General features: G+C 67.2%; 13 protein-coding genes and 1 tRNA gene. 4 read left to right on the forward strand and 10 right to left on the reverse strand.

Features of this window, described 5'->3' with window-relative positions:
• Nucleotides 1–40: 40 nt before the first annotated feature.
• The 4 genes from DW2_RS01070 to DW2_RS01085 all read right to left on the reverse strand — a co-directional run bounded on the left by DW2_RS01070 (nucleotide 41) and on the right by DW2_RS01085 (nucleotide 6,787).
• The gene (locus DW2_RS01070) at nucleotides 41–1,933 is read right to left on the reverse strand and encodes a monovalent cation:proton antiporter-2 (CPA2) family protein (RefSeq protein ID WP_051855120.1); all 1,893 of its coding nucleotides are present in this window, start codon (nucleotides 1,931–1,933) and stop codon (nucleotides 41–43) included.
• A 131-nt stretch (nucleotides 1,934–2,064) separates the two neighbouring features.
• Nucleotides 2,065–4,755, reverse strand: coding sequence for a hypothetical protein (locus DW2_RS01075; RefSeq protein WP_038142653.1), 2,691 nt, complete (start codon nucleotides 4,753–4,755; stop codon nucleotides 2,065–2,067).
• Nucleotides 4,756–4,969: 214 nt separating this feature from the next.
• Complete coding sequence (locus DW2_RS01080; RefSeq protein WP_038142655.1) at nucleotides 4,970–6,253, reverse strand: O-acetylhomoserine aminocarboxypropyltransferase/cysteine synthase family protein; 1,284 nt, start codon at nucleotides 6,251–6,253, stop codon at nucleotides 4,970–4,972.
• 81 nt (nucleotides 6,254–6,334) lie between these two features.
• On the reverse strand, nucleotides 6,335–6,787 hold the full coding sequence (locus DW2_RS01085; protein WP_038142657.1) for an Lrp/AsnC family transcriptional regulator: 453 nt from the start codon (nucleotides 6,785–6,787) through the stop codon (nucleotides 6,335–6,337).
• Between the two features lie 72 nt (nucleotides 6,788–6,859).
• On the opposite strand from DW2_RS01085, the gene DW2_RS01090 reads away from it, so the two are divergent.
• Nucleotides 6,860–7,453, forward strand: a complete 594-nt coding sequence (locus tag DW2_RS01090) for a LysE family translocator (RefSeq protein ID WP_038142659.1) — start codon at nucleotides 6,860–6,862, stop codon at nucleotides 7,451–7,453.
• On the opposite strand, the gene DW2_RS01095 is transcribed toward DW2_RS01090, so the two are convergent.
• Nucleotides 7,450–8,454: a hypothetical protein gene (locus tag DW2_RS01095; RefSeq protein WP_202900073.1), complete on the reverse strand. Its 1,005-nt coding sequence runs from the start codon at nucleotides 8,452–8,454 to the stop codon at nucleotides 7,450–7,452. The genes DW2_RS01090 and DW2_RS01095 overlap by 4 nt on opposite strands.
• Nucleotides 8,455–8,516: 62 nt before the next feature.
• Here DW2_RS01095 and DW2_RS01100 point away from each other — a divergent pair, with 62 nt between their 5' ends.
• Nucleotides 8,517–8,927: a hypothetical protein gene (locus tag DW2_RS01100; RefSeq protein WP_038142661.1), complete on the forward strand. Its 411-nt coding sequence runs from the start codon at nucleotides 8,517–8,519 to the stop codon at nucleotides 8,925–8,927.
• 37 nt (nucleotides 8,928–8,964) lie between these two features.
• Here DW2_RS01100 and DW2_RS01105 read toward each other — a convergent pair.
• Nucleotides 8,965–9,048, reverse strand: a tRNA-Tyr gene (locus tag DW2_RS01105).
• Nucleotides 9,049–9,177: 129 nt separating this feature from the next.
• Here DW2_RS01105 and rlmB point away from each other — a divergent pair.
• Both rlmB and DW2_RS01115 read left to right on the forward strand, forming a co-directional pair.
• Nucleotides 9,178–9,951 (forward strand): 23S rRNA (guanosine(2251)-2'-O)-methyltransferase RlmB, encoded by a 774-nt coding sequence (rlmB, locus tag DW2_RS01110; protein ID WP_038142665.1) that lies wholly within the window; start codon nucleotides 9,178–9,180, stop codon nucleotides 9,949–9,951.
• A gap of 189 nt (nucleotides 9,952–10,140) precedes the next feature.
• Complete coding sequence (locus DW2_RS01115; RefSeq protein ID WP_038142666.1) at nucleotides 10,141–10,560, forward strand: CoA-binding protein; 420 nt, start codon at nucleotides 10,141–10,143, stop codon at nucleotides 10,558–10,560.
• Between the two features lie 138 nt (nucleotides 10,561–10,698).
• Here DW2_RS01115 and DW2_RS01120 read toward each other — a convergent pair whose 3' ends face one another.
• The 4 genes from DW2_RS01120 to DW2_RS01135 form a co-directional block, all read right to left on the reverse strand.
• Nucleotides 10,699–11,883 carry a DegT/DnrJ/EryC1/StrS family aminotransferase gene (locus DW2_RS01120; protein WP_038142668.1) on the reverse strand — a complete coding sequence of 395 codons (1,185 nt, stop codon included), beginning with the start codon at nucleotides 11,881–11,883 and terminating at the stop codon, nucleotides 10,699–10,701.
• A 92-nt stretch (nucleotides 11,884–11,975) separates the two neighbouring features.
• Nucleotides 11,976–13,277, reverse strand: a complete 1,302-nt coding sequence (locus DW2_RS01125) for an NAD(P)/FAD-dependent oxidoreductase (protein ID WP_038142670.1) — start codon at nucleotides 13,275–13,277, stop codon at nucleotides 11,976–11,978.
• Nucleotides 13,278–13,281: 4 nt separating this feature from the next.
• Nucleotides 13,282–14,637 (reverse strand): glutamine synthetase family protein, encoded by a 1,356-nt coding sequence (locus DW2_RS01130; protein ID WP_038143390.1) that lies wholly within the window; start codon nucleotides 14,635–14,637, stop codon nucleotides 13,282–13,284.
• Between the two features lie 12 nt (nucleotides 14,638–14,649).
• A complete protein-coding gene (locus DW2_RS01135) occupies nucleotides 14,650–15,348 on the reverse strand; it encodes a type 1 glutamine amidotransferase (RefSeq protein ID WP_038142671.1) in 699 nt (232 codons plus the stop codon).
• Nucleotides 15,349–15,390: the final 42 nt, after the last annotated feature.

The following is a 15,390-nucleotide window of genomic DNA, read 5'->3' on the forward strand; positions in this document are numbered from 1 at the left end:
GGCATGCGCCTTGCGCGGGGTCAGACGTGGGGGCGCGGGATCAGGCTTCGGGGCCGCGGTCGGTGGCGCCGGAGGGCTCGCGCTCGGTTTCCACCTTGTCCCCGCGGCGGCGGTACTGCTCCATCATCGCGGCCTCGAGCTCCGCGTTCAGTTCCTTCGTGCGCGCGATGTAATCGGGGTTCTGCTCGACCGGCAGTCCCGGTTTCCAGAGTTTCGCGAGATCGCGCACCGCGGCCCGGTCGAGCTTGAAGAACAGCTTCTCGAGCTCGGCGGCCTCGAATTCCGACAGTCCCGCATTCTCGAGCACGTAACGCCCTGCGCGCAGGCTCGAATCGAACATCTCGCGCACGATGTCGTTCGCCCCGGCGCGGTAGAGGTCGAAGACATGGGTGCGGTCGCGGGCGCGCGCCACGATATGCAGGTCGGGGCGGATGCGCCGCGCATATTCCACCAGTTTCGTGGTCTGCTCACGTCCGTCGAGCGCCACCACGAGGACCCGCGCCTGCGCGATCCCGGCAGCGGCGAGAAGATCGGGCCGGGTCGGGTCGCCGAAATAGCCCTTGAAGCCGAAGGTCCGCATCAGCTGGATCGTGCGCAGGTCGTTGTCGAGAACCGTGGTGCGCAGCCCCGACATCGTGACCAGCCGGTTGACCACCTGCCCGAAGCGTCCCACGCCCGCGATGATGATCGGCTGCTGTTCCTCGATCGCATCCGGGTCGGGGCCGTCGGCCGTGCGCAGGCGCGAGACGATCTGGTCATGCAGGATGAAGAGGAGCGGGGTGATCAGCATCGAGAGCGCGATCACCACGAGGAGCTTCTCGGCGAGCGGGGCGGGCAGGATCCTCTGGCCCACGGCGAAGGAGACGAGCACGAAGCCGAATTCCCCGGCCTGCGCGAGCGAGAGCGTGAACAGGGACCGGTCCGAGCCCTGCAGCTTGAAGAGCCGCGAGAGACCATAGAGCACGGCCGATTTCAGCGCGACCAGAAGCGCCACCAGCGCGAAGATATTCGCCGGCTGGGCGAGGATCACGTCAAAGTTGATGCCCGCCCCGACGGTGATGAAGAAGAGCCCCATCAGAAGCCCCTTGAAGGGCTCGATGTCGGATTCCATCTCGTGCTTGAATTCGCTGTCGGCGAGAACCACGCCCGCGAGGAAGGTGCCAAGCGCGGGCGAGAGCCCGACGAGGTTCATCAGGCTCGCGATGCCGACGACGATCAGGAGCGCCATCGCCGTGTTGATCTCGCGCAGCCGGGCGCTCTCGACGAAGCGGAAGAGCGGCCGCACGAGGTAATGCCCCATCAAAACGGTGAAGACGACCGCGGCCAGCGTGATCAGGGTGACGCCCCAGGCCGGCAGCGAATCGATCAGGCGCGCCACGACGTGATCGCCATGCTCTGCCTTGGCGACCGCCCGCGCGCCGGGCAGCGCCAGAAGCGGCATCAGCGCGAGCATCGGGATCACCGCGATGTCCTGCGTCAGCAGAACCGCGAAGGTCGAACGCCCGCCCGCGGTCTGCATGAGCCTCTTTTCGTTGAGCGTCTGCAGAACGATTGCGGTCGAAGACAGTGACAGCACCATCCCGATCGCCAGCGCGACGCGGAAATCCTCGCCCATCGCGGCGACGATCGCGGTCACGAGGACCATCGTGATCACCACTTGCAGCCCGCCGAGCCCGACAAGCTTGTCGCGCATCGCCCAGAGCGCCCGAGGCTCGAGTTCCAGACCGATCAGGAAGAGCATCATCACCACGCCGAACTCGGCGAAATGCTGAAGATCGCTCATCTCGGCGCCCGAGATGCCCGTCAGCGGGCCGATCAGGATGCCTGCGAGGAGATAGCCCAGAACCGAGCCCAGACCCGCGCGCGTCGCCAGCGGGACCGCGACGACCATCGCGACCAGGTAGAGCGTGGCTTGGAACAGGAAGCTTTCCATCTCGGGCGGGCATCCTCGCGGGTGGAACGAGCGGGCAGGGCCCGGCTCTCGGGGTGGTCAGATCAGCGTAGCTGCGGTGCGGCGGGGTGCAAGAGGCCGCCTGTGCGATCCCTCGACCGGCCGCCTCGCCCTCAGCCCTCGCCCAGCAGCTTGAGCGTGTAATCGCGCCGGTTCTTGCGATAGGTGAGCTGGCTCGAGCCGATCGCGGTCACGGTCCCGCCGTCGAGCCTGTCGCCCACACCGACCTTGATGAAGCGGCCGGTGGGCAGGCGAACCAGGGCGCGCCGGTTGGCTGAGGAGCCATAGAGGCCGATCAGGTTGAGTTTGCGCAGGTTAATCGCGTTCTTCTCGGTCGCCTGTTTCGCCACCGAGGCCGAGGTCGGCAATTTCGGGGCCGGGGCGACGGGTTCGGGTTCGTCGATATCCTCGGGCTTCGCGGGCGCGGCGGCCGCGACGTTCGCGCTCGGGGCAGGTTCCGCGGCTATTGCGGCGGCCAGCGCGGTTTCCACGGAGCGCGAGAAATTCCGGGGCTTCTCGGGCGGCTCCGGAGAACGGGCGACGGCAAGCGGCGTCGCGCCAACGAAGGGCGCGCGGTTTTCCTCGGCGGCGGCATCCTGCGCGGCCACCGCGGCGCGAACCGCGTCCTGGATGGTCTGGGGCCGCGCGGGCGGGTGCGGTATGTCGCCCTGCGCGACAGATGCGGGCGTTTCGGCGGGCGTCGCCGCCCCGCTCTGGCCCGAGATGGTGTCGGGGCGCGGCCGGGGACGGGTGTCGCGGAGTTCGGGATGGGGCTGCGCCTTGGGATCGGGGCCCTGCGCAGCGGTCGCGGCTTGCGCCGCCGCGGCAGAGGCCTGCGTGACGCTTTCGGGGCGCCCGCGCGGCAGCCGTGCGGGTTTCCCGGCAAAGAGCGTGAACCCGCCCGGCATCTCCACACCTTCCGGCGTGGGGGGGGGCGGCGGCGTCTCGGGCGGGGGCAGGGGGGCTGCGGTGAAGGGCGGGAGCGAGGGCTCCGGCGCGGCCTGTGCGACCGTGTCCTCGGCGGGGGCGGTGGTGGCAGGGGCTGTGTCGGCCGACGCATCAGGCGCAGGCGCGGCGTCGCTCTCCGCGGCGGTTGGGGGCGCGGCGGTCTCGGTCTGCGGTGGCGTCGTCGAGGCGGGAGGGGCGAGGGCGATCTCCGGGAGAGCGGGCATTGGTGCGGGCATCTGCGCGGGCGGCGGCTCGGCCGTGGCAGTGGCTTGCGGCTCTTCCGGGGCCGTCGGGGCGGGCTCTTCCGCAGCGGTGTCAGTTCCGGCGGCGGCGGGTTCGGATGAAGGTTCCGCGGCCTCGGCAACCTGCTCGCTCGCGGGCGCCTGCGCCTCGCTTGCGGCAGGGGCCGCGGCGGTGGTCTGAACGCTCGCCTCAGGGGGGGCGGGGTTGGTCAGCAGTTGCGACCACAGCGCGACGAGCGCGAGGAGCAAGGCCGCCCCCCCTGCGGCGAGCAGCCCGAGATGACGCGGTTTACGCGAGCTCGACAGGGATTTCTGCGCGCCGAAGACGGTGAGGTCCGTTTCGGTCCGTGGTGGTGTGGTCCCGCCGGAGGTTTTCGTGGATGCAGGCCGGAGCGCCTCGGTCTTGAGGGTGGGGACGGATGGCGCCTGCCCGGGCATGTCCTTGGCGGTGACGGCCACGCGCTTGTTCGCGGCGGGATCGTCTTTCGCCTTCGAAGTGGAACGCTCGCGCTCGGTGAGGCCGGGGAGTTTCAGCGAGGGCGCGGTGATATCCGCCTGTTCGAGGTTGGCTTGCTCGCCTGCCTCTCTTGCCGGCGAGAAGCGGGCCATGCCCGCCAGTCGGGGCGGGGCCTCGTCTGCGGGCGTCAGGCCGCTCACGGCGCGTCGCGTGGCGAAGCTCACCGCGGCGGCGGTTTCGGCCGCGGGTTCCGAGGCGGGTTCGCTCTCTTCTTCGTCGGCTTCGGAGGCGGTGGTCGCCGTCTCCTCTGTCGCCGGTTCGGCGGCGCGGGGCGTCTCGTCGTTTTGAGTGGCCGCGGGCTCCGGCGTCTCGTCACCGGTCTCGATATCCTGCGGTTCTCCCTCCGGTGCCGGTTCGTCGCCGGAGGATTGCGAGTCGGTCTTCGCCTCCTCCGTGAGAGGCGTCTCGTCGGTCGCCTCCGTGCCATCCGGAGAACGTGTCTCGACGGTAGCGTCTTCCCTCGCCTCGGCGGCACTTGCGGGGAGCGCGTCCGGCGATGGCGCCGACTCGGCCGGGGCAACCTCGGCCACCTCTTCGACCACGGCAGTATCGGCGCTCAGAAGCCTGACGGGGGCTGTATCGGGATCCACGCGCGCCCCTTCGGGCAGGTAGCGCGCGACGACCGAGGTGAGCCCGAAATGCGGCTCGCTCGGATAGTCGGCGGGATCGGGGGCGGCGACGAAGCTGACCGGGCAGAAACCGTATTCCTCGGCAAAGCGCTCGGCCTCCGCAAGCGTCTCGCGGGCGATCACGGCGACCTGCACGGTCTGTCCGCCACCGGTGAAATCATAGACAAGATCGGGCACGGCATAGGGCGTCATGCCCTCGAGCGCGACCTCGATCTGCTTGCGCCGCTGGGCGGGGGAGGGCCCGGGCGCATAGATCGCCGTGTAGAGGATTTGCGTGTCCGGCAGGACAAGCTTGGAGGCGAAGCCCCGCGACGCCACCTGCCGCGCCTTGTCGTGCAGCGCGACGATGGCCGCTTGCGGCTCTTCCGCCTCGAGCGAGGCGTCGCCCATCAGGGCCCATCCCTCTTTCGCACGACGCGCCAGAGCGATGCCGTCATGCGAGAGGATCAATGCGAATTCGGGTTTCATGGGTCGCTGGGGCGGGGCTCGGAGCCGTCCATTTCAAAGGGCATTCACTTCTTCGTAAAGCAGTTTGGAGCCCCTGAAAAGCGCCGCGACACGCGCTGGCGGGCGTTTGCCGGTTTTCGACATGCCCGCGCGCCCGTCCTGCAAAAAGCGGGGGTGAAGTTTCGAAAATGCGATGCGCGCGAGCCGTTCTGCCCGGCCCGCGCGCGGCCGGGTCTCACGCGGTCGCGATGGCCAGCGCCTGGTCGAGATCGGCGATCAGGTCGCCCGCATCCTCGATCCCGATCGAGAGCCGGACGACGTTGGGCGCGGCGCCCGCCGCGATCTGCTGGGCCTCGGTCAGCTGCCGGTGCGTGGTCGAGGCGGAATGGATGATGAGCGAGCGCGCATCCCCGAGATTGGCGACATGGCTGAAAAGCGCGAGGCTGTCTACGAGCTTCACGCAGGCCTCGTAGCCCCCCTTCACCGCGACGGTGAAAAGCCCGCCCGCGCCCCTCGGGCAGACGGACTTCATCCGGTCATGCCAGGGCGAGCTCTCGAGCCCCGCATAGGTCACGAAGTCGATCCGCGGATCGGCCTCGAGCCAGTCCGCGACCGCCTTGGCGTTGGCGACATGCTTGGCCATGCGCAGGCTCAGCGTCTCGATGCCCAGCAGCGTGTAATGCGCGCCCTGCGGGTTCATCGTCATCCCGAGATCGCGCAGCCCGACCGCAATCGAATGGAAGGTGAAGGCCATCGGCCCGAGCGCCTCGTGAAAGCGCAGCCCGTGATAGGCGGGCTCGGGCTCCGAGAGCGAGGGGAACTTGCCCGAGGCCGACCAGTCGAACTTGCCCGAATCCACCACGCAGCCGCCCGTCACCGTGCCGTTGCCGGTCATGTATTTGGTGAGCGAATGGACGACGAGCGTCGCGCCCATCTCGATCGGGCGGCACAGGTAGGGAGTGGCCAGCGTGTTGTCGACGATCAGCGGCAGGCCGAGCTTGTCGGTCAGTTTCGCGACCGCCGGTATGTCGGTGATATAGCCGCCGGGGTTCGAGATCGACTCGCAGAAGATTGCGCGGGTGTTCTCGTCCACCGCCGCTTCGAGCGCCTCGAGATCGTCGAAATCGACAAAGGTGCAGGACCAGCCGAAGCGTTTGATCGTCTGGCTGAACTGGGTGATCGTGCCGCCATAAAGCCGGGTCGAGGCGATGATGTTGCAGCCCGGCGCCATCAGCGGGAAGAGCGCCATGATCTGAGCCGCGTGGCCCGAGGAGCAGCACACCGCCCCCGCGCCGCCTTCGAGGGCCGCCACCCGCTCGGCGAGCTTCATCACCGTCGGATTGGTGAGGCGCGAATAGATGAAGCCCACCTCCTCGAGGTTGAACAGCCGCGCCGCATGCTCGGCGTCTTTGAACGCATAGGCCGTGGTCTGGTAGATCGGGGTCTGCAACGCGCCCGTCGCCGGGTCGGGCACCGCGCCGGCATGGATCTGAAGCGTGTCGAATTTGTAGTCGGACATCTCGGGGCTCCTCTCGTTTGTCGCGACGTTAGCCGCGCACCGGGAGCCCATCAAACACATTCATTTTCGATGATGGATCGCTCAGGCGCGCAGATCCTTGGGGCTGTCCATCACGACATATGTGGTGATCGAGCCGACCTGGGGCAGCACGCCCAGGATCTCGGTATGCCAATGTTTGTAACTGGCCAGATCCGCCGCCTCGACGCGCAGTAGATATTCCACCGTCCCGGTGACGTTGTGGCATTCCACGACCTGTGGCGCGCGCGCGATGGCCTGTTCGAAGGCCTCCAGGGCGCTCTTGGTGTGGGTGTTGAGCCCGACCGTGACATAGGCCACGAAACCGATCCCGAGCTTCTCGGGCGCGAGCACCGCGCGATAGCCGCGGATCACCCCGGAGCGCTCAAGCTCCTGCACCCGGCGCAGGCAGGCCGAGGGCGACAGCCCGACCCGCTGGGCGAGGTCGAGATTCGACAGCCGGCCGTCGCGCGACAGTTCGTGCAATATCTTTTCGTTTATCGCGTCCAGTTTCGTCATGGGTTGTGAATTTATGCTTCCGATTGCGGAAATCGCAATTCAATTCGGTGAAAGTTGCGCCATAAATTGCGCATGACGCTGAACCTGCTTCTCTCCCTGATGGGCTTCGCCTTCGTCACCTCGGTCACGCCGGGGCCGAACAACATGATGCTGCTCGCGTCGGGGGCGAATTTCGGATTGCGCCGCACCGTGCCGCATCTTCTCGGCGTCGCGCTCGGCTTCGGCGCGATGGCCTTCGTGATGGGGCTGGGGCTGGCGCAGCTCTTTCGCAGCTGGCCCCCGATCGAGCTCGGCTTCAAGATCGTCGCGGCGCTCTACATGCTCTGGCTGGCGTCGAAGATCGCCCGCGCCGCGGCGCCGAAGGCGGAGATGGATGCCGAGGCGCGCCCGATCAGTTTCCTTCAGGCCGCCGCGTTTCAATGGGTGAACCCGAAAGCCTGGGCGATGGCGCTGACCGCGGTGACCGTCTATGCCAGCTCGCCCGCGCCCTGGGCGATCGCATCGGTGGCGGCGGTGTTCACGGTGGTCAACCTGCCCTCCGTCACGCTCTGGGCCTGGGCGGGGCAAGCTCTGCGGCGCTGGCTCACGACGCCGTCGCGGCTGCGGGTCTTCAACTGGACGATGGCGGTGCTGCTGATCGCCTCGCTCTGGCCGGTTCTGGCCTAGCGCAGCCACAGACCCGCGCGCTTGATCCGGTTGCGCAGGGCCTTCTCGGTGCGGGGCATGCCTTCCTCGGCGATCCGGGCCCGGAGCTTGCGGCCCTTGCCCTGATAGATCAGCTTTTTCGCCGGGTCGTGCAGCTTGAGAACCTTCTTGACCGGGTTCGGCGCAGCGAGCCTTTCGACGGTGTCGACGACCGCGTCGCTCTCGCGCGCATACATCAGGGGCAGGGCGCGGTAATGGCAGCTCACATCACCGTCGAGCCCGTCGAGCTCGGGACCCGGTCTCCCGCCGCCGAAGCTGTGGATCACCAGCGGCAGCGCGACCTGATCGAGCCACGGCTCGAGCGACTGGCAGGCCAGCGCATCGGGGGGATCGTCGCGGATCTCGCGGGCATAGCGCAGGAAACGTCGGCCGAATTCCCCCGGATCGGCCCCGAAGAACCAGCCCGCGTTGAAATACATGTAGCGGCGCCAGTATTCGTCGGGCTGGCTCAGATCGAGCGTGTCCTCGAACCCCTCGAGGCCGAACTTGTCGTAGAGCGATTTCCAGATGCCGGTGAAGCCGGGCCCGTAAAGCGGCGGCTCCGGCCAGGTCCCGATGCGCCGCATCGACGCCGAGGGGCGGTCGAAATCGAATCCCACGGCGGAGAGCGGCCCGGTGAAGATCGTGTCGGTGTCGAAGAAGACGAAAGGCGTGGCCTCGGGCATCGCGATCAGCGCCTCGATCTTGTTGCCCTGCGGATAGCTCTGGCCGAAGACGCGGGCCTCGAAGGGCAAGATCTCGGACCCCGCCGCCTCGAGAAGGCCGCGCACCGGGCCCGAGATCCGGGTCTCGCCCGACCAGAGCGGACCGGGCTGCGGCTCGGCCACGATCAGGCGACCGTCGAAGGCGGGATTGGCGTCGTGGAAGCTGAGGGCGAAAAGCAGGGCCTCGTATTCCAGCCGACCGCTCTGTGCGATGCAGATGACGTTGAAGGGTTGAGATTTCAGCACGTTCACCTTCATACTGCACAGCGCAATGATGAGGCGCAGTATAGCGGCAACGCTCGGGGGTAAAAGTGGCGCGGATGAAGTTCGCAACGGCAGCAGCGATGCTCGCGGCAGTTCTGGGAAGTCCTGTCGCGGCGCAGAATTTCACCTCTGCGGCCGAGGTGCGCCCGATCCTCGACATGACGCGCGGCTCCTGGGTCGCGATCCGGGAATATGGCGGCAAGGACCTGGTCTATTTCACCCATCTGCTGGCCTGGCGCTGCGGCTTGCGCGAGATTCGCTACGGCTTCAACGGCGCGGCCCCGAACACGCCCTTCAAGATGGAGCAATGCCATGACGGCGCCGCCCAGCCCAACGCGATCTCGGGCGACGGCGTCTTCGTCTCCCAGCCCGGAGGCTCGGTGAAAGAGGTGCGGGTGAAGCTGATCTATGATGATGGCACCACCGACGAGGCGCGGTTCACACGCGACCAGATCCTGATGCGCTGAGGCATCGTCCGGTCACCAGTTCCTGAAGAGGGGGAAGTGGTGGGTGACCCTGGAATCGAACCAGGCATGGGTCTCCCCGGCGGAGTTACAGTCCGCTGCCGCACCTTGCAGCACGTCACCCGACGCTGGGCGGGAGATACAAAAGGGGGCGGGGGGCGTCAAGAGCCGGATTTGCGAAAAATCCCCGCTCCGCGATGACGGCTTGCCAAACGGGCGTCGAGCGCGCAGTTAGAGGCCAAAGGAGAGCGCGATGAAGAAACCGGCCTGGGTAATCGAGAAGGAACGTTCCAAGCGTGCCGCCGCCGCCGAGACGGTCTGGCTGTTCGGCCTGCATGCGGTGCGCGACGCGCTGCAGAACCCTGCCCGCGAGAAGCTTCGCCTGGTCTGCTCGAAGAACGCCGCCGACCGGCTCGCCGATGCGATCCCCGCAGGCGGGATCGAGCCCGAGATCGTCGATGTGCGCAAATTCGACAAGCATGTGCCGCTCTCGGCGGATTCGGTGCATCAGGGCGCCGCGCTCGAGGTGAAGCCGCTCGACTGGGGTGCGCTCAAGGATGTCTGCTACGATGCGCGGCTCGTGGTGCTCCTCGACCGGGTGACCGATCCCCATAATGTCGGCGCGGTACTGCGCTCGGCCGAGGTGTTCGGGGCGGCCGCGGTGATCGCGCCGCATCGCCATTCCGCACCCGAGACCGGGGCACTTGCGAAAACCGCGAGCGGCGCGCTCGAACGCCAGCCCTATCTGCGGGTGAAGAACCTCTCGGATGCGATGGAGGAGCTGCGCGCGATGGGCTTCCGGCTACTGGGCCTTGCGGGGGAGGCGAAGATGCCGCTGCGCGACGCATTGGCAGAGGCGGGTGCGGAACCGGTCGCGCTGGTGCTCGGGGCCGAGGGGCCCGGGCTGCGCGAAAAGACCCGCGAGACCTGCGACCGGCTCACGCGGATCCCCTTCGCGGGCGAATTCGGCTCGCTGAACGTCTCGAACGCGGCCGCGGTGGCGCTCTACGCGGCGTCCAGCCGCTGACGGGTCACAAAAGCGCGAGCCCGGGGCCGGGGGGTTTAAATGCCGATTGCGGTCCCCATCTAGATAGGGAGGCGCGGCGACGGAACCTTCGCGCCTCAGTTCACTGTCCCTCGTTCCGCACTTTGCGCCCGGCCTTTTGGTTTGGGCGCATTTTTTGTGATATCAGGCCAGTTGAGAGCGGAGAGAACGATGCAAGACGAGTTTCGTGACATTCTGCGCGAGACCAGGGTGATCGCGGTCGTGGGGATCTCCCACAAGCCCGAGCGCCCGTCGAACGACGTCGCGCATTTCCTGCAATCGAAGGGCTACCGGGTGATCCCCGTCAATCCGGGCCTCGCGGGGCAGGAGCTCCTGGGCGAGACGGTCTATCCCGATCTAGCCTCGATCCCGGCCTCGATCGCGGTGGACATGGTCGACATCTTCCGCCGCTCGGAAGCCGTGCCCGAAGTGGTGGAGGAGGCGCTCGCGCATCTGCCGCATCTGCGCACGATCTGGATGCAACTGGGCGTCGTCCATGAAGAGGCGGCGCAAAAGGCGCGCGACCGGGGCGTGCGCGTGGTGATGAACCGCTGCCCCAAGATCGACTACCCGCGCCTGATGGCGGGCTGAAACGGGGCGCTGCCCCCGCCCGCTGCGCGGGCTCCCCCGGGGTATTTCACTCTAGGTGAAGCGGCTGTGCTTCCTCTTGATCCAAATATCCCGGGGGTGAATTTCCGCCAGGAAAGAGGGGGCAGCGCCCCCTTCGCCTCAGCCTTTCACCACGGCGACCGCGTCGAGGATCGCCTCGGCGATATAATCGAGATCGGGTTGCTTGAGCCGCGCGGGCAGGCGGGTGTCGCAGGCGCGCATCAGCATCGCGCGGGTCTTGGGCAGTTCGGGCACTTCGCCGAGGAACTGCCAGTTCCAGAAGGCGCGGGCATTGTCCTGGCTCAGGCCGAAGACCTGCACGCTCACGCCGCGGGCCTTCGTCTCGCTCTGCAGCCGGCGGGCCTCCTCGTCGCTCCAGTCGCCCGCGAGATTGAATTGCAGGGAATCCGGTGCGCGGGTCTCGGGGGCGAGGGCGGGCGGCACGTCGAGCCACTCGCTCGTGTTCAGGCGCTCGGCGACGTAATCGTGGTTCGCGCGGCCGTCATTCACGCGGCGCTCCACCTCGGCGATCTGCGGCCGGATCACCGCCGCCGAGAGGTTCTGCATCCGGCAATTGTAGAGCGGGAGCTCGTTCTGCCATTGCAGATAGGAGTTCTGCAGGCCGGGATGTTTCTTCCAGTTGTGCTCGTAGGCGCCCGACATGATCACGGCGCGGGCCGCGATTTCCGGATCGTCGGTCAGGAGAATGCCGCCTTCGCCCGCATTGATGAGCTTGTAGGACTGGAAGGAGAGGCAGCCGATCTTGCCGATCGTGCCGATCTTGCGCCCGTGCCAGAGCGTGCCCAGCGAATGGGCCGCATCCTCGATCACCGGAACGCCGCGTTCCTCGGCAAGCGCCATGATCGCATCCATGTCCGAGGTATGGCCGCGCATGTGGCTGATCATCACCGCCGCGATGCTGTCGTCGAACTTGGCGCGGAAATCTTCCAGATCGATGCGGAAATTCGCACCCACCTCGACGAGGACGGGGGTGCAATCGGCATGGACGATCGCGGAGGGGACGGCCGCGAAGGTGAAGGCGGGCACCAGCACCCGCGCGCCGCGCGGCAGGTCGAGCGCCTTCATCGAAAGAAACAGCGCCTGGCTGCACGACGACACCGCGACCGCATATTTCACCCCCATGAAGGCGGCGAATTCGGCCTCGAGACGCGCGACGGGGGCGTTCTCGGAGGTGTAGCGGAAGAGGTCTCCGGAGGCGAGCAGCCGGTCGATCTCGGCGCGCGCGGCCTCGGGGATCGGCTCTGCGTCGTAGCAGTTCGGGGCGGGCTGTCCGTCACGCGGCATGGCGGGTTTTCCTTAAACTGACATTTCGGAAAACTTTATATCGCGGGGGCGCACCTTGCCAGTGACGTTTTGATGACCGGGCGGTCTCCCGCCTAGATGCCGAGCCGGTCGCGCATCGAGAACCAGGTCATCGCCGCGACGAGCAGGGGGCTGCGCAGCAGCGCGCCGCCGGGGAAGCGTGGCGGCGCGATCCCCGCCATCAGGTCGAAGCGCTCGGCCTGGCCCGCCACCGCCTCGGCCATGATCTTGCCCGCCATCGTGCCCATCGCCACGCCATGGCCGGAGAAACCGCTGGCCGAGAACGCGTTTTTCAGCGGCCGCGCGAAACAGGGCATGCGCGAGCGGGTGATCGCGAGCGTGCCGCCCCAGGCGTAGTCGATCTTCACATCGGCGAGGCTGGGATAGACCTCGAGCATCGGCTTGCGCACGGTCGCGACGATATCGGGAAACTTGTAGCCGTAGCTCTCGCCGCCGCCGAAGAGCAGCCGGTTATCCTCGGACAGGCGCCAGTAATTGACCACGAACTTGGTATCGGCCACCGCGACGTTCTCGCGCAGGACCTCGGCCACGCGCGGGCCGAGAGGTTCGGTCGCGACAATGAAATTGTTGATCGGCATGACCCGCGCCGCGACCGGTGGGGCCAGATCGCCCAGATAGCCGTTCGCGGCGAAGATCAGCTGGTCGGCCTCGACATGACCGTGCCGGGTCTGCACCCGCACCGGCGCGCCGGGGCGGATGTGATGGACGAGCGAGCCCTCATGGATCGTCACCCCGGCCTTGGCGCAGGCGAGCGCCAGGCCTTGCGCGAAATTGAGCGGGTGCAGATGGCCTGCGCCGCGGTCGATATCGCCGCCCAGATAGGCCTCCGAGGGCAGGATCGCGCGGAGCGCGTCGCGGTCGAGCGGCGTGACCTGGTCATAGCCGTAGTCGCGCGCGAGTTTCTCGGCCATCCGGTGCGAATGGGCGAGTTCGGCCTTGGTCCGGCAGGCATGTGCGATGCCGGGATGGAAGGTGACCGGGATCTCGTGGCGCGCGATCAGATCGCGCACGAGCGCCTTCGCCTCCTCGCCGATATCCCAGAGCCTGCGCGCCATCTCGCGGCCATGCGCGGCCTCGAGGTCGTCCTGTTCGAGCCGCTGGCCCGAACCGACCTGACCGCCATTGCGCCCCGAGGCGCCGAAGCCCACCCGATGCGCCTCGAGCAGCGTCACCGAGAACCCGCGCTCGGCCAGATGGAGGGCGGCGGAAAGCCCGGTGAAGCCGCCGCCGATCACGCAGACATCCGCACGGTGACGGCCCTCGAGCTCGGGCCAGCGGCGGTCGGTCAGCGCGGTTGCCGCATAGTAGCTCGGCGCGTGTTCGCCCTTCCGGTCATTGGCGAAAAGCAGGTTCATCGGCTCAGACGTTCAACAGGAGATGTTCGCGTTCCCACGGGCTGATGACCTGCAGGAATTCCTTGTATTCGTTACGCTTCACGGCCTCGTAGACGGCGCAGAACTCGTGACCCAGCACGTCGCGGATCTTCGCGCTTTCGGAGAGGAGATCGAGCGCGTCGCCCAGATTCACCGGGACATCCTCGGCGGACATATAGGCATCGCCCAGGCATTCGGCCTTCGGCATCCGCTTCTCCTTGAGCCCGAGATAGGCGCAGGCGAGCGAGGCGGCGAGCCCGAGATAGGGGTTGCAGTCCATCCCGGCGAGCCGGTTCTCGATCCGCCGCGCCGCGGGGCCCGAGATCGGCACCCGCAGCCCGGTGGTGCGGTTGTCGCGACCCCATTCGAGATTGATCGGCGCGGCGAAATCCGGAACGTAGCGGCGATAGGAATTCACGTAAGGCGCGAGCAGCGCGATCACCGCGGGCAGGTGGGTCTGAAGCCCCGCGATGCAGTGCAGGAAGGCTTCCGTCTCGCCTCCCTTCTCGTCCGAGAAAATGTTCTCGCCGGTCTCGATATCGATTACCGACTGGTGGATATGCATCGCCGAACCCGGTTCGCCCTCGATCGGCTTGGCCATGAAGGTGGCAAAGCAGTCATGCCGCAGGGCCGCCTCGCGGATCAGCCGTTTGAAGAAGAAGATCTGGTCGGCCAGCTCCACCGGATCGCCATGGGCGAGGTTGATCTCGACCTGACCCGCACCGCCTTCCTGCAAGATTCCGTCGATCTCGAAGCCCTGCAATTCGGCGAAATCGTAGATGTCGTCGATCACCTTGCCGTATTCGTCCACTGCGCTCATCGAATAGGCCTGCTTCGCGGCCGCACGCCGGCCCGAGCGCCCCATCGGCGGGATGATCGGCTGGTTCGGATCGGTGTTGCGCGCGACGAGGAAAAACTCCATCTCGGGGGCGACAACCGGCTTCCAGCCCTCCGCCTCGTAGAGCTGGACCACCCGCTTGAGCACGTTGCGCGGCGCGATCGGGACCGGGTTGCCCTGCTGATCCTCCACATCGTGGATGATCTGCAGCGTCCAGTCCGCGGTCCAGGGCGCGGCGGTCGCGGTCGAGAAATCGGGCACGAGGATCATGTCGGGCTCGGTGAAGGCGCCCATCGGATTGTCGGTCCACTCGCCGGTGATCGTCTGCAGGAAGATCGAGTTGGGCAGGAAGAACCGGTCCTGGAAGCGGAATTTCGAGGCCGGCATCGCCTTTCCGCGCGCGACCCCGGCGATATCGGCGACGATGCATTCCACCTCGTCGAGGCGACGCCCCTCGAGATAGTCGCGCGCGGCCTGCGGAATGCGGTCGGTCCAGTCCGTCATGGTGTTCATCGGTCAGCTTTCCGGGTGCTCGGGCACCCTCGTCCTGAGAAAGAATTCGGCAATCCGGTCGGCGATGCGCGCCGATCCGCCGGGCTGGCCGAGCTTCGCGCGCGCGGCCGCCATCAGATCGTCGGGCACGACGCCGCGCCCGCGCGTGTCCATCAGCCCCGCGACGAAATCGTCGCGAAACTCGGGATGGGGCTGCACGGTGAAGATCGTGTCGCCATAGGCAAGCGCGGGATAGGCGCAAAAGGCGTTCTGCGCGATCGGCGTCGCGCCGGGGGGCGGCTCGGTCACCTGATCCTGGTGCCAGGCATTGAGGGCGATCCGCTCTCCGCCGAAATCGTAATCCTGCGGACCGACCGCCCAGCCGCCCGCGAATTTCTCGACCTTTCCGCCCAGGGCCTGCGCGATGATCTGGTGGCCGAAGCAGATCCCGACCATCGGCACCTTGGCGGCGTGGGCCTTGCGGATGAAGGCTTCGAGCGGCGGGATGAAGGGGTGATCCTCGTAGGCGCCGTGGCGCGAGCCGGTGATCAGCCAGCCCTCGCAGTCATGCACATCCGCGGGAAACTCCATATGCTCGACATCGTAACGCGCGAATTCGAGCCCGCGCCCGGCCAGGAGCTGTTCGAACATGTCCGGGTAATCGCCGGCCTGCTCGCGCAAGACGTCAGGGGATTGTCCGGTCTGAAGGATGCCGATGCGCATGAATGGGTCCGCCCGTGAGCTCTTTTCGCCAGAGCCTAGTGC

The organism is Thioclava atlantica (genome assembly GCF_000737065.1).
Taxonomy (GTDB): domain Bacteria; phylum Pseudomonadota; class Alphaproteobacteria; order Rhodobacterales; family Rhodobacteraceae; genus Thioclava; species Thioclava atlantica.